We start from the raw sequence: 21,654 nt of genomic DNA, 5'->3' as shown, positions 1-21,654 counted from the left end.
GAATGGAATTACACAATCAAGCCCCGAAATTAAGCACCTTCAGAATTGTATACTTTGTTTTTTAACGGGCCCTTAGCGAGTTCTTTGCGACTCTGCGTCTTTGCGTGAGATTTTTTGTTTACGAACGAGTGAAGCAATCATGACTCCCAGACATTCTGAACATTATGCTCGCGCAACCGCGCGCATGCCATGGGCCACGCAAACCAATGCCAAACGCTGGCGGCCGGAATACGGCGAATTCATGCCGCCGTTTATCAAACGCGGACAAGGCTGCCGCCTGTGGGATTTAGATGATCGCGAGTATATCGATTTTCGCTGCGCTCTGGGTCCAATTATTTTGGGATATCGCTATCCGGAAGTCGAAGCTGCGGTGCGGGCGCAGATGGAAAACGGCGTGCTGTTCAGCATGGCCAGCCCGCTCGAATTGGAAGTGGCAGAAGCATTCTGTCAAAACGTGTCCTGGGTGGAGCAAATCCGCTTCATGAAAACCGGCGCCGATGCCTGCACGAGTTGCGTGCGCCTGGCGCGCGCCTATACCGGTCGCGAGCACATTCTCACCAGCGGCTATCACGGCTATCACGACTGGTCTGCCCTGAGCTGGCCCAATCCCGGTGTGCCGCGAGTGTTGAATGAGTATGTGCATGAAATCAAATACGGCGATCGCGAGGCTGTCGAGCGCGTTTTCAACGAACACGGCCGTGAGTTGGCGGGCGCGATCACAGTGCCCTATGAATGGAATGAGGATACTGGCGAAGCCTTTCTCGCTCTGCTGCGCCAGAAATGCGATCAATACGGCGCGTTGCTGATCTTTGATGAAGTACTCACCGGCTTTCGCCTGGCGCGCGGCGGGGCGCAGGAATACTACGGCATTACGCCGGATCTCGCCGCGTTTGCGAAAGCCATGGCCAACGGCTATCCGGTTTCAGCGTTTGCCGGCAAGCGCGAGTTCATGCAAACGCTCGAAAAGACGATCATCACCACCACCTATGCCGGTGAAACGCTTTCGCTCGCTGCCAGCAAGGCCACGATGGCAATCATGCGCACGCAACCGGTGCATGATCACATCAACAAAATGGGCAAGCGCCTGCGCGACGGCTTTCAGGAGATCATCAAGGAAACCGGGTTGCCGGCGCATGCGGCGGGTGTGACGCCTGCTCCTTTTATTCAATTTGAAGGCGCCGGCGAGCAGGAAAACATGCAGTGGCAGAGCCGCTTGTTCGCGCAAGTGTTCAAACACGGTGTTTTTCCGAGCGACCGCTGGTTCATCAACTTCTCGCACCAACCGGCGGATATCGATCAAACTTTAGACAGGGTGCGGGAGGCAGCGCGCGCGATCTGCTGAAATCTTCAAATCGATCTGTGCGTCATGTCATTCAGCAGGCATCTTGTGTGGCACTCGGCTGGTGCAAGGTACTTCACAAGATCTCTTCTGGATGACAGCCGGTGTTTTTGTGGGAGGATCCCGGCGACAAACCGCAACTCAAAAAACCTGCCAACGGATTGAAACAACTCAGCAGATGAAAAAACTCGTTATCAGTTGGGTTGTTTCTATCCGCTGGAGGGAATTATTGTTCTTAGAACAACGATTTCACACGAAGGGCACTAAGACCGAATGCAGTAATGAACAGCTCCATGAATCGAGATTCAAATCCCCCTTATCCTTTTTGACTCATGACCACCACCAACATTCGTTACTTCGACAGCTTCGCTGCCATTGGCCGGCGCGCGGGAAGAGATCCTGAGGCGCCGTGGACTACTGCGCAATTACTCGACGAGATGCAACGCTGCAGCGTGCACGGCGCTTTGGTGTATGCGCATCAAGCCAAGGAAGTGCATCCGGAAGTCGGCAATCCGCTCGTGCTTGCCGAATGTCGCAAGCATCCTCGTCTGTACCCCTGCTGGGTGGCGCTGCCGCATCACTCCGGCGAGTTTCCGCATCCCCACGATTTGTTGCCGGAAATGCAACGCCAGGGTGTGCGCGCATTGAAGATCTTTCCGCGCCTCTACAAACACGCAGTTGATCATGGCACGCTGGGTGAACTGCTGAGCGCCATGCAGGAAACCCAAACGCTACTGCTCGTCGATCGCGGCGAATACGGCCCGGCCGTGCAAATCGAATGGCAGGAAATCGCGTGGATTTGCGAAAATTTCCCCCGCCTGCCCTTCTTGCTGCACAGCGTGCGCTGGGAAGCCACGCGCATGCTTCTTCCTTTGGCCGAGCGCTTTCCGAATTTGTATTTTGAATTTTCCAACTATCAGGGCAATCGCATGCTGGAATTTTGGTGCCGGCGCATTGGCCATGAACGCTTGTTGTTCGGCACCGAAGCGTTGGAGAAAAGCATCGGCGCAGCGCGCGCTTATGTGGATTATTCCGAACTCAGCGAGGAACAACGCCGCGCCATCGCCGGCGGAAACTTGCAGCGACTGTTGCGCCTGCCCGAGCTTCCGCCGGAATATCCAGCACACCAACCGCAAGATGGCATCATCGCAAAGGCATTGCAGGGCCAGCCGATTACCGATTCCATCGTGATCGATGCGCATGCACACATGGGCCAGCGCGGCACGCGCGGAGCGGCCATGGTGGTCATGAATGAGTGTGATGGCAAGGGCGTGGTCGAGCGCAATCGCCGGCTGGGCGTGCAAAAAACCTGCATCAGTGCCTGGACCGCGATTTGGACGGATTACGAATTGGGCAACGAGGACACACGCCAGGCCATGCTGGAGTTCCCTGAAGAGATTGTCGGCTATGCCGCACTCGATCCCAACTACGTCACGGATTGGGGGAAGGAGCTGCGCTATTATTATGAAGAATGCGGCTTTCGCGGCATGAAGCCGTATTTCCCGCGCATGGGCGCGCCCTACAATGATCCGCGCTACACGCCGTGGTGGGAATATGGCAACGCGCACCATCTGTTTGCGCTTATGCATCCTTCCGACAACTTCAAACAAGAGATGCCGGATTTGGCAAAGCGCTATCCACAGGTGAATTTCGTTTTGGCGCATTCCGGCTGGACCTGGCCGGTGGCGCGGCATCACGTGGCGCTGGCAAAGGAATTTCCCAACTGCTTTTTGGAAATCACGTTCACTTCGGTCACCAACGGCACGATCGAATACATGGTGCGTGAACTGGGTTCAGAACGCGTGCTCTACGGTTCGGATGCGCCCATGCGTGATCCGTTTCCGCAGTTCGGCTGGGTGGCGTATGCCAACATTTCGGAAGAAGACAAGCGCAACATTCTCGGCAGGAATATGCAACGGATTTTGGCGCAGGTGAAGCTGCCTTGACGCATGCGATGGATTAAATCCTGACATATGCCTACTGCTCGTGCACTGCAATTCGTCGCGCCCGGCCAGGTGCAACTCATAGACGTGGAGATCGCGCCGCCGGCGCCGGATCAGCTTGCTCTTCGCATGTTGGCCACTTCGCTGTGCAACTATTCCGAACTACGCAGCTTTCGCGGTGGCGAGGCCAGCGGCTATGGCTCGCGATATCCCATGTTGCCGGGTGAGCCTGGCCACGAAGGTGTCGGCGAAATCATTGCAATCGGTGAGAACGTCGAAGGTTTCGCGCCCGGCGATCTCGTCGCGGTAACCGGTTGGGGCGGTGAGCCGGCGCACTGCTCGCATCTGCTCCGCCGCGCCAGCGCTGTGGCAAAGATTCATCCGCATGAGCGCGATCCCAAGCCGGCAAGTATTCTGGAAATGTTCGGTTGTGCCTACCATTGCCTGCGCGTGGGTTGGTCGCAGCCAGCCGGTTACGACAACAGCAATGTCGCAGTGATCGGCGCGGGTGCAATTGGCTTGTGCAGCCTGCAGCTCCTGCGTTTGTGGCCACTCACCAGCATAAGCGTATTCGACACCAATCCCGCTAAACTGAAATTGGCTCAACGGCTGGGCGCGGATCAAATCATTGTTGTGCCGCGCGACGAGCAGGTCGAGACATTTGCACGCAAACTCACGCGCTTCGAGGTGGTGGCGGAATGCAGCGGCCATGTGAGCGGCCAAAAGCTGGCGCATGCGCTGCGGCCACCCGTGTTGATCAATGTCAGCTACTGTCCCCTGCCCTTTCCGGTGAATCAAGCCGAGTGGTTCGAAGCAACCACGACGATTTACAATCCCGGCATTGTGACGGATGGCGAGCTGCGCGCTGTGGCGAATCTGTATAACCGCCGCTTGCTCGATCCCGGCTCGATGATTTCACGGCGCCTCTCGCCCGATCCCGCATCATATCTTGAAACCATCGCGGCGATTGCCCGCGGTGAGATCGTGAAGGCGCTCATCGACTGGCAAGCTTGAAGCGCAATGAAACAGACGGCAGAACCAGCAGCATGAAACTCGCCCTCGACTCGTTCAGTTATCATCTGCATCTCGGCAAACACTGGTTTGTGCCGGCGCAGCCGCGCGATCTGCGCTGGTATGCTGAGACCTGCCGGCAACTGGGCGTTGCCGGATTGCATATCGATCCGCTTCATATTGATCTTTCTCGCGAGGTCGACTGGCTGGCGGAATATGCCCGGCGTCACGGGCTTTTTGTGGAGTTGGGCGCCATTGGCACCTCGCCCGAGGCGCTGGCAGCCCCGTTGGCAGCGGCAGAACGTGTGGGCGCCAAAGTGCTGCGCACGTTCATCGGCGGCTCGTGCGCGGAAGGCAGGGCTGCAACGGCGGCGCGCGCAGCGCAGGCGCGGAGGGAACTGGCACGAAGTGTCACGCTCGCAGAACAGCACGGCGTCGTGATCGCGCTGGAAAATCACATGGACATTTTTCTCGAAGATCTGCTCGAGATTCTGAAAATCGATTCTCCCTTTCTGGGAATTTGTTACGACAGCGGAAATTTTGCCGCGGTTGGAGAAGATCCCCTGCAAGCGCTCGCCGCCTTGCGCGAGCGCGTGGCTTGCACACATCTCAAAGATGCCTGCCCTGCCGGCCAGTATGCCGACGCGCCATCGTATGGCCTGTCCGGCACGGCAGTGCATTTCTGCGCTTTGGGCGAAGGCAACCTTCCGCTTCTGCAAATCGTGCAGAGGCTGCGGCAGGCGCAGGGCGAGGACATGCCGCTGACTTTGGAAATCTGCACGCCCTTTCGCCACACACTACCTGAGAGTGATTTGCTGGCGTGGGAGGCGGAGAACGTCGCGCGCAGCGTGAAATATGCGCGAGAGGTTTTGGGAATAAGCTAATGTTCTTTCAACTCAATTTGTAGGAGCGCCTCTCGAAGTGTCATTCAGACGAATCTTGTGAAGTACTTGGCATTAGGCCTGAACTTCACAAGATCCCTTGAAAATCCATTTGGAGGCAATCTTGGCAAATCCTCTTTGGGGAAAATACGAACAACTGCGCCCAGCGCAAATCGCGGCGATTCGTGCGCGAACGCCTATTGCCTATTTGCCCTGGGGCGCGTTGGAATGGCACAGCTATCACGCGCCGATTGGGCTGGACGGCATTAAGGCACACGGCCTCTGCGAAGCGCTTGCCAAAGAAACCGGTGGCGTGGTGTTGCCGGCGGTTTATGTTGGCACGGACACGATCAAGCCTTACAAAGGTTTTCATCATACGATTGAACACAACGCTGAAACCGTGACCAAGTTGTGTTTGGAGTTTCTGCAGCAGCTTGCCGACGAAGATTTCAAAGTGATCGTACTCGTCACCGGGCATTACGGCGAAGGCCAAGTGAAAGCCATTCAGGCTGCGGCAGAAGTCTTTCGCAACAGCCATCCCCAAATCGGTTTGTGGGCAATGCCGGATTCGGAGCCGCTGGAAGGCGCATTTCCCAAGAATCATGCGGCGCGCGGCGAGACTTCTTTTCAACTTCTATTCAAACCAGAATTGGTGGATTTGAGTATGCTGCTGGCCGGACGCGAAACCACTCTGGATGATGATGGCGTGTGGGGCGAAGATCCGCGCCGCGCCAGCAGCGTTGAGGGTGCGCAGATGCTGCAAGTCTTTTTGAAGAACGCCGCGCCTAAAATCCGCAAGCTACTCGAGGAATATACGCGATGAAATACCGCACTCTGGGCCGCACCGGCCTGCGTTGCAGCGAAATCGGCTTGGGCACGTGGGCCTTTGCCTCCCAAATTTATGGAGCCGTCACCGAGCGCGAGGCGCTGAACACCATTGCCGCGGCGCTGGACAGTGGCATCAACTTCTTCGATACCGCGCCGTTGTACGGCACGCCGGCGCAGGACGGCGTCGCGGAGGTGATCTTGGGCAAGGGCCTGGGCACAAAGCGCAACGATGTTCTCATCTCCAGCAAATTCGGCAGGAATGCGACAGAGGGCAACCTCCCCAATTTTAGCGGCACGCGGGCGCGCACCTCAGTGGAAGAGAGCTTGCGACGCCTGCAGCGCGATCATCTCGACGTGCTGTTTTTTCATTCACCGTTCAGCGCGGAGGAAATTCACAACGACGTGTGGGAGGCGCTGGACAAACTCAAGAACGAAGGCAAGATTCGTTTCGTCGGACATTCGATTTCCAAATTCGAACACACGCAACAAATGGCGCGCGCCTGGGCGGCGGAGAGAAAGATCGATGTGATTCAAGTTGTCTTCAGTTTGATGAATCGCGAAGCGCGGCAGCTCATTCAAGATCTCGGCGGCCAGAAGATCGGTATCGTGGCGCGCGAATCGCTGGCGAACGGTTTTCTCTCCGGCACGATCACGCGCGACACAGTTTTCCCGCCCTCAAGCCTGAACGCCCGCTATCCGCGCGAGGAAATTGCGGCGCGCGTGGATTACGCCGAACGGCTGCGCTTTCTCATTCGCGGCGATATTGGCACGCTGCCCCAAGCCGCGCTGCGCTGGGTGTTGAATCATGCGGAAATTTCACTCGTGCTCTCCGGCGCCAGCAAGCCCGATGAGATTCTGGATTGTGCCGCCGCGACCGCGGCTGCCCCTTACTCTTCCGAGGAAATGCAGCGCGCAGAAGAGATTCATGCCAGAGATTTTCAAGCCGCGTGACACATGGCTTCATTGAAGACGCGAGGCCGCCTCGACTGACAGGACTTGCAGGATTGGTCCAACCGACGAACGGTGCAGCATGGATTCACCTGCAAAGATTTTTGCTTTTGTCGCCCAAACCGACATGTCTTGGGCACGGAACAGGCGCACGCGCGTCCGCACACTGGCAGAGCAAGACTCACGGCAATTCATCTTCAACGAATCATTCCACCAACAGAGGAAAACGCTATGCCCTCATCGCCCCATAATGCAAGCTCAGGCAGAGTGCATTTCGAAACCGAAGGCTATGCCATCTTCCGCAATGTGCTCGATGCGGATTTGATCGGTGAAGCCCGCCGGCACGTCGACTGGCTGCTGGAGAAAAACCCCGGCACGCGGCCGGAACAACTGCATCACACGCTGATGACCGACGACCCGTTTTGGGTGCGCCTCATCAGCGACGACCGCTTGCTGGAGGTTGCGGCGCAATTCCTTGGACCGAACCTCGCGCTCTTTGCCTCCCACTATATCTGCAAACGGCCCTACGATGGCCAGGCCGTGCTCTGGCATCAAGACGGCAGCTACTGGCCTTTGGAGCCGATGGAAGTCGTCACGCTTTGGCTCGCGCTCGATGATACCGATCCCGAGAACGGCTGCATGCGCGTGCTGCCGCGCACGCAGCAGATGCGCCTGCTGACCGAGGCGGAGCTGATCGAGCAAAAGGACGACAAAAACGTGCTGGGTTCGGGCATCGATCCGGCACAAATCGACGAAAGCCAGGCGGTGGACGTGCGGCTGCGTGCCGGCGACGTTTCGGTGCATCATCCCAACGTCATTCACGGCTCCACGGCCAACACTTCGGCGCGCTGGCGGCGCGGCCTGACCATTCGCTATATTCCCGCGGCCACGCGCATTCTCAGCGAAACGCCGTTTCCGAGCGCGTTCATGCTGCGCGGCCAGGCAGTTGCAGGTGTGAACGTTTACCAACGCTGGCCTGGTTACGTCGAAGGCAAGCACATGCCGTTTCGTGATTGGCGGGAATGGAATCAGCAGTGTGAACGGAAGAACGAGGAGTATGGCGCGTTTCTCGTGAAGCAATGAGAGCGCCGCGCGTGCCTCCGGGCACGCCAGGGAGTGCTCGAAAATCTGCCCCTCCGTCTGAGTGCGTCCGGCCGCGCTTCAGTTTCTGCTGCGCGCTGCCTTGGAAGAGAAGTACCCGGAATTGAGGCGGTATTGCCGGGGGGAAAGCGTGGTGTAGCGTTTGAAGATGCGATAGAAGTGCGCGAGATCGTTGAAGCCGGAGGCAAAACAAATCGAGATGATCTCCTGGTCGGTTTCGGCGAGCAGCCGCTGGGCGTAGCGCGTGCGATGATAGTGCAGGTACTGCATGAACGTGACGCCGTAGACCGCCTTGAATTGGTTGGTGAATTGCCGCACGCTCAGACAGGCCATGCGCGCCATGTTTTCGACCGACACCGGCTCGAAGAAATTCTTTTCGATGTAATGCGCGACATGCTGAATGCGGTTGATGGTGGGTTTGTCGCCGGGGAATTGCTGCTCCACCGGAACGTTGAGATAGATGCGATTGAGCGCCACCACAAGATTCAGCAGCGTCGCCTGAATTGCCGGGACAAAACCGTTGGCGCGCATGCGTTGTTCGTAGAGAATCTTGCGCAGCATGCGCGGCAGATCGTAGGCGGCATAGTCATGCGTGGTGAGCGGTTTGAGGTGACGGGCGGAGAGGGCGTTGAGCTGTTCGATTTGTTCGTTGAAGGTCGCGAGGTGCTCCAGGCTGTTGTTGCGCACCGCCACGATGTAGAGCCAGAGCGGTGAGGACTCCTTGTCGCGCAAATAGTGGGTGGCGCCGCGCGGCACCACCAGCACATTTTCCCGCTCGAGATGGGCGACATTGCGCTCGACATAGCAATCGGCAATGCCGTCCAGGATGTAATAGATTTTCGTGTAAGAATTGCGCATCGGCGTCATCACAAAGCCGCGCTCGTGATGACTCTCGGCGATGCTGATGCCGTAAGGCGGGATAACGATCTTGACTGGCTTTTTGGTGAGACGTACCGACTCCTCTGCTGCAATAGGCAAACCCGTCATCGCGCAACCTCCCTAAGCAAACCTGCCATTCGATCCAATGTCGCGCCCGTCCTGGCTGGTGCCGAAATTGCAAATAAAGAAGTCCTGCGATACCAAGAAAATCGTGAACTGAATTTAATATTTAAATCCCGGTTGTCAAGGTCTTTTTCCAGAACCCAGGGAGACCCTATGGCCAAACCATCCATGCTGACGACCACGGTCGGCAGCTACCCCGTGCCACTGTGGCTGCGAACATTTGGCACCAAAGAACACCTGCGCGACGCCGTGCTGGTCGTGCTCAAAACCCAGGAACTGGCCGGTATCGATTTGCTCGTCGATGGTGAGCTGTACCGTTGGGACATCAATCATCCCGAAACCAACGGCATGATCGACTACTTCATCCGGCCGATGGCAGGCGTGCAAACCTCCTTTTCCCGCAAAACGCTCGAAGCTTTTCGCCAGCAAAGCGGCATGGCGTATCGCACCGAGCCGGCGGGCATCATCATGGAGGCGCTCGGCGCCGGCACGCTGAATTTGCTGAAGGACTTCGAATTCATCCGTCCCCTCACCGCCCGGCCACTGAAGTTCACCCTCACCAGCCCCTACATGCTGGCGCGCGTGCTGGTCAATCAACACTACGGCAGTTTTGCGGACGTGGTGCTGGCGCTGGCCGACATTCTCGCCGAACAAGTCGTGGGCATCGACGCGGAAGTCATTCAAGTCGACGAGGCCAACCTCACCGGCAATCCCGAAGACGCCGATTTGGCGGCCGAGGCCATCAACCGCATCTGCAAGAATGTGAAAACGCAGAAGGCGGTGCATCTTTGTTTTGGGAATTACGGCGGCCAGCGCGTGCAAAAAGGCACCTATGAGCGCCTGGTGCATTTCATCAACAGCCTGCATTGCGATCACATGGTGCTGGAAATGGCACGCCGGCCGGAATCCGACAAGCACATGCTCGGCCAGCTCAAACCGGAGATGGGCATCGGCGTGGGCGTGATCGACATCAAAGACAATCAAGTCGAGTCGCCCGAGGAAATCGCCCGCCGCATTGACGTGGTGGCCAGGATGGTCGGCGCGGAGCGCATACACTACGTCCATCCCGATTGCGGCTTGTGGATGCTGCCGCGCTCGGTCGCCGATGCCAAACTGCGCAATCTCGTCAAAGGCCGCGATCTCTTCCTCGGTCGCTAGCGAAGCTCTCCCGCCGCAGCATAGACGCGCGACGCCGCTGCGCGCGGGCCATCCTTTGCCCTCACCCGCCCAGAAAGCAAAACATGGAAGCCTCCGAACACTTCTACTCCGATGATCCCGCCGTCGGCCCTCCCGATGTGCGCACGACGCTCGCCGGCGTCGATTATTTCTTTTTGGGGAATGGCCATCTCACTGCCGCCGTTCAAATCTGCCCCTCCGGCGCGGGCACGCCGCTCGGTCTGCTGCTGATGTCGCCGGATCACTTCGGTCCAAAACGCAAAGCACTGAGTCTCGATCCGCAAACCGGACTGGCTGCCACGCAATTGCAGCTCAGCGTTGGTGCAGCGATGCTGACTGCGTCACCTGCGAACCTCAAAGCCACCTGGCAGCAAGAAGAGGAGATTCCGGCAGTGGAGGTTGCCTGGCAGGCGGGCGATTTTGCCGTGCACGAGCGCTTCTTCTGCCCTGACCGTTTGACGCCCCGCCTTCTGCGCTGCCTCACCATCGAGAACATTTCCTCCCAATCGCAGACCGTGATTCTACAAACCGGTGTGCGGGCGCAGCAGCTCACCAAAGACCTGCACCTGACCGGCGGCGAGACGAAGAGTGTTTTTGTCGAATACCGCTTGCTGCCACAAGGCTCAGCGATGCCCGCGGTGCACTGTCGCTGGACTGAACCGCCGAGCCTTTCCTCCGAGGCGAGAAACTACTGGCAGCAGGCCGCAACGTTTCAAAGCGATTCGGCGGTCCTGAATCATCTCTTCGAGGCCTCCCGCCGGCAATTGCAGGCGACGATCTCCGCCAGCGGCCGCTCCGATGCGAGCTACTGGCAATACAATCTCGAATGGACGCGCGACCAGGCCATGATCGTGCAAGCGCTGGTGTTCTCCGGCCAGTGGCAGCTTGCCCGCACCATGTTGGAACGCATGCTGACGGAGTTCGTGACGGCGGAAGGCGACACGGTCGATTCCAGCCGCCAACGGCCGCCGGCAGAAGTGGAGTTGGACCAGAACGGCATCCTGCTGCACACGCTGCAGTTCTACTGCGATTGGACCGGCGACCTGGAGTTGATTCGGCGGCACTGGCCGCGCATTTGCGCCACCGCGGATTTTCCGCTGCGCCCCGTCTTTCGCCATCCTGAGGCTTTTCTCTTTCACAACCAGCGCGAGTTTTGGGAGCGGCACAGTCTGTACGGCATCGCAGACGGCATGGAGTTGATGTATCAATTCTATCCTGCCGTGGGCCTGCGCAGCGCCGCCCATCTCGCGGAATTGCTCGGCGAACAGGCACGCGCCCGCCGCTGGCAGGAGGCCGCAGCAGCGATCACGCAGGCAATGTTGTTCGATCCCAAATACCGGATGATCGAGAATGGCCATTTTATCAAGCGCCGCCGCGTGAATGGCGAGGTACAGAGCGAGACAATCCTGCGTGAGCCGGAATCCTTTCCCGCCAGCATTCCGTTGCGCCAGCCCGGCCCGCATTTTCTCGATCCCGATGCGGCCGCGGCGCTGCCGATTGCGCTGGAGTTCATCGCTCCGCGCGGTGAGCTGGCGCAAAAGACGCTGGCGCATCTTGAAGGCTTGTGGAATACCAACTGGACCTTCGGCGGGTACGGCCGCTATCACTACACCTCTGAGCCAGATTCACCCGGGCCGTGGCCGTTTGCCTCACTGTTCATCGCGCGCGCTTACTTCGAAGCCGGCAATGACGAAAAAGTCTGGCGCGTGTTGAAGTGGATGCTGGACGTGCCTGGCAGCAAGGCCGGCACGTGGTTCGAGTTCTACGGTCCGCGGCCCATTCCTCCCTGCCCGCAAGTCGGTATCATCCCCTGGACCTGGGCCGAGGTTTTGATCTTCTTCATTCATCATCTACTGGGAATTCGGCCCAGCGCGCCGCATCTACGCCTGCGACCGCGCTTGCTGGAGGGAATGAACCGGATGGAAACCGAGTTGCGGGTGAGAAACATTCGTTTGAAGCTGAACCTCGAGCGCGTCCAAGACGGGCACGCACAAGGCTTTTGGATGAATGGCCAGCCTCGCGCCTTTTCGCCGGAGGGAATCACGCTGCCCTGGCCCGAGGGGGATGTTGTTGTGGAAATGAAAACGCTGTAGTCACCTCCGATAAACTGAGGCTGTGAACCGCGAAGACGCGAAGTGCGCGAAGAGTTTTCGGATTCATGTTTGCGGCTTTGCGGTTCAAAGCAAGTCTCGCGGCGCACGAGTTCTGGCGCAACGGGTCACGCGCTGGAATGTCTCCACCCTCTGGACCTATCACCCGCCATTGGTGCTTGCGGCAGTTTCCGGCAGCGTTCCCGCTTGCAGCACTCGTGGTGTTTGGTCAATCATTTCCAACAGCGTGATCTCCCCCTGCGTCGCGGCGCCAAGCTCTTTAAACCGCCGCGCCGAGATCAAAACACGGGTTTCAAATGATCCGACGGCTCTGTTGTAAGCCTGCACACTTTTATCGAGATTCTTGCGCAAATCATCGAAATGCTCGGCGAACGTGCTGAGCCGATCATACAGAGTTTTGCCGAGTTCACTGATTTGCAGCGCGTTCTGCGCGATCTGTTCCTGACGCCAGCCATAAGCCACCGCGCGCAAGAGCGTGATGAGCGTTGTCGGCGTCGCCATGATGACATTCTGCTTGACGCCTTCTTCGATCAGAAGGGGATTCTGTTCGAGCGCGGCGCTGAAGAAAGACTCGCCCGGCAGAAACATGACAACAAATTCCGGAGTTGGTTGGAATTGGCTCCAGTAGGCCTTTTCGCTGAGCTTGCGGATGTGCTCCTGAATTTGGCGCGCATGCTCGGCCAGCTTGCCCTTGCGAATTTCATCCGAAGGCGCTTCCAGCGCATCGAGATATGCCTGCAGCGAGGCTTTCGCATCAATAACGACTTGCTTGTTATTCGGCAGACGCACGATCATGTCCGGACGCAAACGGCCGTCTTCGGTGCTGAGGCTCTCCTGTTGGAAAAAGTCGCAATACTCCGTCATGCCCGCCATCTCGGCGACACGCTTGAGAGAAATTTCTCCCCAGCGGCCCCGCACCACCGGACTGCGCAGTGCCTTGACTAAATTTCCAGTCTCGGTTTGGAGTTTTTGATTGGCCTCAGCCATGGCGCGAAGATACTGGGTGAGGCCGCCATAAGCCTTTTGTCGCTCCTGCTCGATGGCCGCAACATGTTGCTCGTAGCGAATAAGCGCATCCTGTAATGGCTTGACCAAGCTCGCAATAGCCTCCTGACGGCCGGCCAAATCGCCCGTGGCCTTGGTTTGAAATTGCTCGAGGGTGGTTTTGGCCAAATGAAGAAAAGATTGATTATTGTCGCGGAGGGCGGCCGCCGATAGTGATTGAAAGGCGTCAGCGAGTTTCTTCTCGGCCTCGTCGAGAAGCGCCAATTTTTCCTCGGCAGCTTGGCGCTCTTTGGCGAGCGTCGTTTGAAGCTCAGCGAGTTGCGCCCTTAATTCGGTCATCTGCGCCAACAGCTGTCGGTGTTCCAAGTCCGCATTGGTCAATTGCTTCTCCAGTTCGGGAATGCGATTGGCCTTTTCAACCGCCGCCGACCGGCTCGCGGCCTCATTGCGCCACTGCTGCTGCAAAGTCTCGATTTGCGTTTTGTAATTTTGTGCCTCCTTCCGAAGTGTCCCAATCTCCTGCTCGCGGGAGGATAATTGCGATTCCAGGGAAGCCACCTGGGTTTTTACCTCGGATATGGCTTCCGCAACCGCCTGCCGGCTTTTGGCTTGAGTGATGAGCCACGTTCCAATCGCGCCGGCAGTGATGCCGATGGTCAGCAGAATGAGTGTTGATAGAAGTTCCATATTGCCCCTAAAAGATGTTTAGCCGACTACATTATTGATTCTTTTATCTTTTGCGAACGCCCTTCTCGGAACAACTCATTTCTTCGCTCAAGACACAATGGGGGTGTTCGGCTGGCTTGCCGAGTAAATGGTGAGGAGAAGTTCCGCGTCATCTATAAGCCGGTACTCAGGGTATCTCTTCGAAAGCGCGTAACTTTCATTCATGATAATAGGAACGCCATCGCCCCGTTTTTCCATCAAATATTGGCGCCCAACCTGGCGGTCATCCGGCTCAACCGGAGAACGCGCCAAGAGACTTGTGATCAACTCATTCCGTGTCGCCTGACGCAACGGCAGGCTTTCAATCGTGACCGTGTTCGGCAGAGGACCTGGGGAGTACAATTCAAAGCGATCATCAAACATAAACAGGCGGATTTTGGAGCCATGGATGGAATAATCACGATGCGCCACGGCGTTGACAATCGCCTCAAACACGGCTCTTTCGTTGAACTGCGGAATTTCCACGCGCCCAGGAGCTTTGATGGCCGCCACTCGCATATTGCGCCGGACAAAAGCGAGGCCGTGTGCAATTTGCTGATCCAATGGCCCCACGATGCGAGCCGCGTCGGCTTGATAGTTGGAATCCTGTTGATTGCCGCGATAACGTACGGCTTCGATGTAGGCATTCGGCAGCCAGGTTTCCGGATGGCGGGAGCACAAGAGAATGCCGGCTACTGTCGCTCTTTCCACGCTGGTTTCGTCCGGAGAGAGCAGCTTCAGCTTTCGCAGCGTCGCGATCGGATCATCCGGAACGAGCGCAACGAAACGGCGCCACAAAGATTCTTCCAAATCGGCCAGCGAGGTGTGTGGAACGGTTTGTTCATCAAAGCTGATGAATCTGGCCTGGCTGCGCTGCTGGAATAAGCGCGCCAACTGTTCCGGCGTCAGCTCGCGCTTCGAGCTTCCCAAACGGCGAAAATATCCGCCGGGGCTTTTGTGAACAAAAAGGCTGCGCGGCACCTCCACTTTGATGACTGGTTGCATCGCTCCCAATGCGCCGGGAAGCTCCATGCGGATGATGCGGACCGCCAACGGCGGCTTGATCACGTCATTGCATACTTCACGAATGAAGGATTCAACCGCGTCGAGCTTTGCGAGCGGAATGCCGGCGATTTCCCGTTTTTTGTCATCGACGCCGAGCACGCAGACGCCGTCATTGGTGTTGGCCATCGCCGCCAGCTCGTCCGCCAGGTCGTCGGGTTTTGGGCCTGAGATCTTGTCGCCTTTAAAGTGAATGGCCTTAAGCTCGAGCACGGAGTCTTCGCCCAGTTGGATCTTGCGCAAAAGCTCGTCCGTTGTATCAAACATGGTTTTTCCTTCTGGTTATCTTATGCTTTTAAAATAACTAGAAATGTTTATGAGAACAAGGGGAAAAATGGGAAGGATTGAAGAATAAGCTCACGGCAAAATCTTGCCTCATGCTTTGCCCAACTTCTCACTGGCCATTTGGATTTGAAACTGCTTCCAGGGAAGCCACCTGGGTTTTCACCTCGGATACAGCTTCCGCAACCGCCTGCCGGCTTTTGGCTTGGGTGACGAGCCAAGTTCCGATCGCGCCGGCAATGATGCCGATGATCAGCAGAATGAGTGTTGATAGGATTTCCATAATGCCCCTTTAAAAATGTTTAGCCGATTACGTTATCGATCAGTCAGAGTTTTCATCTTTTGCGAATGCCCTTCACCACGACTTCATCCACGAACTCAAACGCCGCGGTTGCTTTTTGAAAATCCGCCCAGCGTTGCCGATACAAGGCATCATCCAACAAGCTGATGTCTGTAGTTTCACCTTCGCTGCCTTCATCCAGACCGTGCTCGATGCGAACACCGCCGCGATCCGTCAAGACGTAACGAGGATGGAGTGATTCGCCACCGTCTTTTTGCCGCCAACGAATAAAGAGGATTTCAACGCCATGTGGTACGAGCGCAGGAATTTTGCTGCAGCATTCACTTTTGAAGAATTCGGCGGTCGCTGCAGGATTTTCTTTCAAATGATATTCGAGACGCTTTAATTTGCTGCTGTTGAGGCATGCCATTTCGACGAAGTGTCGTAAAGCATTATTATAGCGGTTTTCATAAGGTCGAAAATGAGGATCAACAAAAATAATCTCGGTGCTGTTTTGCAGTAATATCGCCAGACATTTGGCTAAATCGGTAGCCTTACGGGGAACTTGTATTTCTCTCGGCACCTTCCACAATGGCATGTTCTCATCGATTTCATCCGCAATGAGAAACTCATTGACTTTTTTGGGGTTTTCGTTAGCGATAATGGCATGAAAAGGTTGCAACCGGTGCTGAACTTCCGCATTGTTCAACCACACCAAATTGCCATCATAACTTCGCCCTGTCGGCAAGAGCTTGGCGTCGATATCGCGCAATTTCTCTTCGATTCTTTTTCGCTCAATATCGCCGCAGCCGCCACAGGCTTCGTAGACCATGCGCTTCCACTTTTTGGGGAAACGCGAAATCAGGCGGCCATGCGCGACGCCGAATCTTTCATAAAAGTAGCGAAACGAAGGCCAGTTCGAGAGAACGATGGGATCGAGAGCATATTCGTGCAGCATCGTCAAAACAACTCCTCCGCGCGTTCAGGGAAAAAGCCGTCCGGCCATTTTTCTAAAAATTCACCCTCTGCTGATACCGGCAAATTGTGCAGGACTGTGCCTTTGGTCGTGGGTCTGGCATAAACGACTTGCACGTCTTCGGGCTTGATTGGCACTAAACCTTTCGGCAAGTCGCCTTCAGCGGTCTCGCGTATTCTTCGCAAAATTCGCAAGATCAAATGCTCGCTATGTGTTTCCAGAATAAAAGTATTGCGTTGCTCACCAAGAGCCGCTTCAATGAAGACATCGCCCAACTCGGCTTGCAGCGCCGGATGTAAATGGATTTCCGGTTGTTCGATGGCCAAAATCTCTTCTTTGGAAGCGAAAGCCGAGACCAGCACAGGAAGAACTTGGCTCACGCCGATACCGACATCACGGTGAGAGACATTGGTGTTGGTGCGTTTGTCAACGAGAATGAGTTCCTTCAGAATTGAAATTTTGTCTTGAAGAGATTCCAGACCTCCGAGAGCGCCGTAGATCTCGCCAAACAGGTCCCAGTCATATTTTTCTTCTGTAAATTTTCGTTCCAATTCTTCAATTCGGTTCGTGTAATCCTCTTGCAAATCATCTATCGTCAACAAATGGCGAATTTTCAGTTCATAAGGCGTGCTGAGTTTATTCTTGTCTCCAAGCCAGATGTTGACTTTCTCTCGAACACTTGTATTTTCGCGTACCACATCCCACGCATAACCGCCGCCGGCAAAACGGTTGGGATCATGGTGCTGGGCAAAGGCCAAATGTCTTGGTGGATAAGATCGCAGCGGCCCCAAGTAATGCAGGCGACTCAATTGCCCAGAAACTGCTTCACTCAATCCGCGAATCAACTCGTTGATGGCGCGAGGCAAAAAGAATCGCACCGCTGCTGCCAAGTCTTCTTTGCGGTTGCCTTTGCTGATGAGAAATAGCATCGGCGACTCGGCGTCATCAACGCGTTTTGCCGGCTTGCGCAATCCTTTTGGCAGAAAATTTCCCAAATCAATGGCGAGTTCCGGAACCAACTCGGCAATGGCTTCGTCAAGGCCTTCGTAATCAGTTGGCGACAGGGTTTCGGCGGTGGTGGCCGTTTGCACGATGGCCTTGACGACTTCGCGAAAAACCGGATGCTCATGCTCCAGGCGGTCAATCTGCAGATAACCTGCCGCACGCCGGCTGGCTCGGAGCAAACTGGAGCCATCTGCTTCGATCTCATAAGCAATCACTGCCGGAGAAACGCCTACAATCGGTTCGCCTTTGTCGTCAAGCTCTAATCCGATGTTGAGAGAAATGCCCACACGCTGCACCGGCGTCAACAACTCCGCCAGCCGTCCGGTCAAATAGGCCACGTCCAGTTCTGCCGCCCACTCAACTCGGCGCATGGCTTCACGCCGGTGCACGTATTGACGAAAGCCACCCAAATCAACCGACTCACCGCCCAACTCGGTGCGATGCACATCCAGCGTACCGGTGCGGTAGGCCTCGTGCGCGAGAATGAGTCCGTGAATGAGGCTCGATTTGCCCGCGCTGTTGGCGCCGAAGATGAGCGTGAGTGGCTTCAACGGCAATTGTTGGGCTTCGGCAAAGGCTTTAAAGTTACCGAGGCGGAGGGAGGTGAGCATTTGCTACCAAAACCTTTCGATTGAGTAGATAACTTTTAAAACGCAAACAACAAAATTGGGAGTTTCAGCATGGTGTTTAACTTTCATTTTTACCACAATAAATCGCATTCACTAATTCTATTAGCCTTGTTGGATATTTTTCTACTGTATTTGCCTCAAAGTGCTCCAATGCCGCAAATGCCTTCCCCTTCTTTTCTGCTTGAGTTCTCGATATTCTTGCAACACCTTCGAAATCCGGTGACAGTATTTCCACATGCCCTAGTTTGGAATCGACAAGTTCTTGGATTTCTTTGTTCAATGAAAACGTTTTTTCCTTTTCGCGTCGCTTATCTTCTGTCCAGGTGTCGGGGATGGGGTCAGGAAGGGGATCTTCATCATGCACGACCACATAGGGCAGTTCAAAGGCGTTTGCAATTGTGATATATAAGGGTAAATTATGTTTAGATCCGCAATCAATGACTGATATTTCATGGTCTTGACATCCACACTTCTCTGCAATAAAGGGTAGCATAGTTTTTTCCGTTTCGCCTTCCACAAATGCTACCCGTTTGGCAAAAAACATTTCACCTCTGTCAGGATTTATCCACCGAGCCATGTGGAATCTTTGCTTTCGGTCGTTATGCCGCTCCCCTTCGAATAATTCCTGAACACATTGGCGGACTTTTGTTCCGGTCTTGGGGTCTTTCTTATTCACGATGCATATGTTTTTATATTTCTCAAGGTTAACGAAATGAGTTGAATGAGTGCAGATGAACACCTGGTAATCGGGCGTCTGGGATAATTCATGAATGGCAGCCGCCATTTTACGTTGGGCTTGAGGATGAAGAAAAAGCTCCGGCTCCTCCATTCCGAAAACAATCGATTCGGACGAAGCTCTGGGAAGGGGTGAGCCATCTCTATTATTGGGAGCAGCCTTCAGTAGACTTACCCAAGCCCGAATGAGTGCAAAAATTATTGATCGCTGCAAACCATGCCCTTTCAACTCGGCAAGAGTCTTAACTCCGTCGTCAATGTGAAGATTGGTGCCAAGTTCAAAGATCTTTTCAATCTCTGGTGGGATCACTTCTATTTCAACGTTTACCTCCCAAGATGACAACTCGGCCTTTAGTGCATTCTCGAGGTTTTGAAGTTGCTCGGGGCGGCCTTCAGGCATTGCATCCGACCGGTTGAACAATTCAACGAGTTTATTTAGCCCATCTTTGATCTCTCGGAAGCGTGGTTCGGTATCCGCCATTTCTTTTACAGCACGACTAAGCAACCTACCAAAGGCTGTTGTGGTTTTCGTCTTTGTTTCGTCTGCCAGATCGCGTACGGCAGGAATCAAATAAAAACTGGGTAGTACGCCTCCTCCGACGTTTTTCGAACCAAGTAAAGGTCCCTCTTCAAGGATTTCTTTGAAATGAAGAGTAGATGCGTGCCTTTCAATGTAAGCAGCTTGAGCTTGCTCTACGTCGGATTTGGTTACCCGACCTGTTGACGAGACAAAGTCCTTTAACGGTGTTTTATGAATTTCTTCACGGCTGGCGAGGCGGGAAACGCTGTTGCTTTGCAGCCACCACTCTTCTGGTTGAATGACATAGCCATTATAGAGGATCTCCACAGAACTCGCCTCATCAAGTCGAGCGGTCTTTCTAATACGAATGCCGCCATCTTTTTGGAGGTACTTCTTGAATGTATTCCGTTCTTGTTCGGTAAGATGGTGGAAAGTTAGTTCAACCCAAAGCACGTTATCGATTCCGCTGAACTTACAAAAGTCTGCCGTACTAGGTTTAGAAGAAGTTGAGAGAGCAAACTCAAGCGCATATAGAATGTTAGACTTGCCATGATTGTTTGGTCCCAATATGACCACAAGCGGCTCACATAGCATTTCAATGTCGCAGATACTGCGATAGTTGTGAATAGTGAGTTTTGAGATTTTCATTGCGATAGCTCCTGAAATCTGGCATTTAATACTTTAGCTTGCTCTTCGATCTCCGCCAAAAGCTCTTTCTCATGCGCTTCTCGCCATTCGGCGGTGAGATCGCCGGAAAAGGCGCGGTGGAGAAGTGTTTGAAAAAGACATACTATTCGATCATTTGCATTTTTCACGTGCTCTGAGATTTTTTCAAGAGCGGTTAAGACATTAACAAACTCTCGCTGAACTGAAATAGATGGAATATTGATCGGCAAGGTGCGAAGCTCCTGCGCATTAATGTTTGCCATGCCGATAGCGTGCCGTGCCTTGTCAAATAGGATATGCTTCATGAAAGATGTGTTCATCAGCGCCCATACGCATTCAGGAAATACGCGCTGACGATCAACCCGAAATCGGATTAGATAGGAAGCAGGAACGGCCTGCATTTGGCCTTGCCATACTCCCGTTTTCCCGACAAGCTCTCGGCTGTTCGTTCGGTTAAATAGCAAGTCCCCCGGTTCCAGTAAGTATTTTTCCAGTTCAGTTTCCTCTAAATTTACATACTTGAGATCGCTTAAATCCAATCGCCCTTGAGAATCGATGTTATTCATTCTGATAACGGCTACACCTTTAACATCTGCATCTGCTCGATTTGAGGTTCCGTACTGAGTTTCTGTAATCACATCTCCCATCTTTCCCTTTTCCCACCCCCTCGGATTTGTCGCCGGATCACCGAACATCTTGTAGAATAGCGCCGGTAAAATGCGCTCGGCTTTGGCATCGGCCTCTGTTGTTGGTCTTTATAAATTATACCAATTCTGGTCGTTGAAAAGGATACCACTCCAGAGCTGTTTTTTACCCTTTAGTTTCCGCTCTGCCCGGCAGAGCGGAAAGAGAATACCCCTTGCACGTGTTCCTCCCGATGGTGAGATTGGGACTCCCAGCAGGTCGAGTTTGAGTCTCACTCCCCAACCGCAGGAGGAACCATCAAAACTCTGGAGATCGTCTTGGACATCCTGACCCTCGCAGGAAGAGGTTTTTCGCAACGCAAGATTGCCCGTACCCTCGGGATCAGCCGAAAAACCATCCGCAGGTATCTTGCAGACCCGAAGCTCATCACCACCGCTCGGGGTATGCGTCCTCGCCCCAGCAAGTTGGATCCCTTTGTGCCTCACCTCAAAACCTGGCTGGAAGAAGATCCCGGCTATTCCGCCACCTGGCTCTTTGAACACCTCCAGGGCTTGGGTTTTGCCGGCAGCTACGAAATCGTCAAGCGCCAGGTGAGGCGCCTCAAAGAACATCAGCATCACATCGCTTATCTGCGGTTCGAAACCGAGCCCGGAGCGCAAGCCCAGGTCGATTTCGGTGAATTTCAGGTGGAAGGACCGGACGGCAAGATCACCAAGTACTATGCCTTTGCCATGATCCTGGGTTACTCACGCCGCCTCTACGCGGAGCTGCTCGAGCAATGCGACCTCGCAACGTTCCTGGATT

Annotated in this window: 18 protein-coding genes; 10 read left to right on the top strand and 8 right to left on the bottom strand. The window is 55.0% G+C overall.

Translation table 11 applies throughout. The features are described 5' to 3' along the window. The first annotated feature begins 184 nt into the window (after positions 1-184). The 7 genes from L6R21_27810 to L6R21_27780 all read left to right on the top strand — a co-directional run bounded on the left by L6R21_27810 (position 185) and on the right by L6R21_27780 (position 8,033). Positions 185-1,342: an aminotransferase class III-fold pyridoxal phosphate-dependent enzyme gene (locus L6R21_27810; protein ID MCK6563016.1), complete on the top strand. Its 1,158-nt coding sequence runs from the start codon at positions 185-187 to the stop codon at positions 1,340-1,342. Between the two features lie 329 nt (positions 1,343-1,671). Beyond that, positions 1,672-3,285: an amidohydrolase family protein gene (locus tag L6R21_27805; protein MCK6563015.1), complete on the top strand. Its 1,614-nt coding sequence runs from the start codon at positions 1,672-1,674 to the stop codon at positions 3,283-3,285. A gap of 27 nt (positions 3,286-3,312) precedes the next feature. Then, complete coding sequence (locus L6R21_27800; GenBank protein ID MCK6563014.1) at positions 3,313-4,296, top strand: zinc-binding dehydrogenase; 984 nt, start codon at positions 3,313-3,315, stop codon at positions 4,294-4,296. A gap of 32 nt (positions 4,297-4,328) precedes the next feature. Then, positions 4,329-5,177 carry a sugar phosphate isomerase/epimerase gene (locus L6R21_27795; GenBank protein ID MCK6563013.1) on the top strand — a complete coding sequence of 283 codons (849 nt, stop codon included), beginning with the start codon at positions 4,329-4,331 and terminating at the stop codon, positions 5,175-5,177. A gap of 121 nt (positions 5,178-5,298) precedes the next feature. Continuing rightward, positions 5,299-5,997, top strand: coding sequence for a creatininase family protein (locus tag L6R21_27790; GenBank protein ID MCK6563012.1), 699 nt, complete (start codon positions 5,299-5,301; stop codon positions 5,995-5,997). Beyond that, entirely contained in the window at positions 5,994-6,953 is a 960-nt protein-coding gene (locus L6R21_27785) for an aldo/keto reductase (protein ID MCK6563011.1), read from the top strand. Before L6R21_27790 ends, L6R21_27785 begins: the two co-directional genes overlap by 4 nt. A gap of 228 nt (positions 6,954-7,181) precedes the next feature. Further along, the gene (locus L6R21_27780) at positions 7,182-8,033 is read left to right on the top strand and encodes a phytanoyl-CoA dioxygenase family protein (protein MCK6563010.1); all 852 of its coding nucleotides are present in this window, start codon (positions 7,182-7,184) and stop codon (positions 8,031-8,033) included. Between the two features lie 78 nt (positions 8,034-8,111). Here L6R21_27780 and L6R21_27775 read toward each other — a convergent pair whose 3' ends face one another. Then, a complete protein-coding gene (locus L6R21_27775) occupies positions 8,112-9,038 on the bottom strand; it encodes an AraC family transcriptional regulator (GenBank protein ID MCK6563009.1) in 927 nt (308 codons plus the stop codon). 168 nt (positions 9,039-9,206) lie between these two features. Here L6R21_27775 and L6R21_27770 point away from each other — a divergent pair, with 168 nt between their 5' ends. Together L6R21_27770 and L6R21_27765 are read left to right on the top strand one after the other, a co-directional pair. Beyond that, positions 9,207-10,211 (top strand): cobalamin-independent methionine synthase II family protein, encoded by a 1,005-nt coding sequence (locus L6R21_27770; protein MCK6563008.1) that lies wholly within the window; start codon positions 9,207-9,209, stop codon positions 10,209-10,211. An 83-nt stretch (positions 10,212-10,294) separates the two neighbouring features. After that, complete coding sequence (locus L6R21_27765; protein ID MCK6563007.1) at positions 10,295-12,322, top strand: hypothetical protein; 2,028 nt, start codon at positions 10,295-10,297, stop codon at positions 12,320-12,322. 159 nt (positions 12,323-12,481) lie between these two features. Here L6R21_27765 and rmuC read toward each other — a convergent pair whose 3' ends face one another. The 7 genes from rmuC to L6R21_27730 form a co-directional block, all read right to left on the bottom strand. Further along, on the bottom strand, positions 12,482-14,032 hold the full coding sequence (gene rmuC, locus L6R21_27760; protein MCK6563006.1) for a DNA recombination protein RmuC: 1,551 nt from the start codon (positions 14,030-14,032) through the stop codon (positions 12,482-12,484). Positions 14,033-14,119: 87 nt separating this feature from the next. Next, a complete protein-coding gene (locus L6R21_27755; GenBank protein ID MCK6563005.1) occupies positions 14,120-15,379 on the bottom strand; it encodes a putative DNA binding domain-containing protein in 1,260 nt (419 codons plus the stop codon). 127 nt (positions 15,380-15,506) lie between these two features. Continuing rightward, entirely contained in the window at positions 15,507-15,677 is a 171-nt protein-coding gene (locus L6R21_27750) for a hypothetical protein (protein ID MCK6563004.1), read from the bottom strand. Positions 15,678-15,729: 52 nt separating this feature from the next. Further along, positions 15,730-16,638: a hypothetical protein gene (locus tag L6R21_27745; protein ID MCK6563003.1), complete on the bottom strand. Its 909-nt coding sequence runs from the start codon at positions 16,636-16,638 to the stop codon at positions 15,730-15,732. Continuing rightward, complete coding sequence (locus tag L6R21_27740; GenBank protein MCK6563002.1) at positions 16,635-18,266, bottom strand: AAA family ATPase; 1,632 nt, start codon at positions 18,264-18,266, stop codon at positions 16,635-16,637. Before L6R21_27740 ends, L6R21_27745 begins: the two co-directional genes overlap by 4 nt. Before the next feature lie 76 nt (positions 18,267-18,342). Continuing rightward, positions 18,343-20,187 (bottom strand): ATP-dependent endonuclease, encoded by a 1,845-nt coding sequence (locus tag L6R21_27735; protein ID MCK6563001.1) that lies wholly within the window; start codon positions 20,185-20,187, stop codon positions 18,343-18,345. Next, positions 20,184-20,852, bottom strand: a complete 669-nt coding sequence (locus L6R21_27730) for a restriction endonuclease subunit S (protein MCK6563000.1) — start codon at positions 20,850-20,852, stop codon at positions 20,184-20,186. Before L6R21_27730 ends, L6R21_27735 begins: the two co-directional genes overlap by 4 nt. A 474-nt stretch (positions 20,853-21,326) precedes the next feature. Between L6R21_27730 and L6R21_27725 the strand changes: the two genes are divergently transcribed. Further along, positions 21,327-21,654, top strand: a 328-nt coding sequence (locus L6R21_27725; protein MCK6562999.1) for an IS21 family transposase, incomplete at its 3' end; no start/stop codon positions are given.

This window comes from bacterium (assembly GCA_023150945.1).
In the GTDB taxonomy this organism is placed as follows: Bacteria; Zhuqueibacterota; Zhuqueibacteria; order Zhuqueibacterales; family Zhuqueibacteraceae; genus Coneutiohabitans.
Note: the sequence above shows the minus strand (reverse complement) of the source record. Positions and strands in the feature narration are given on the sequence as shown.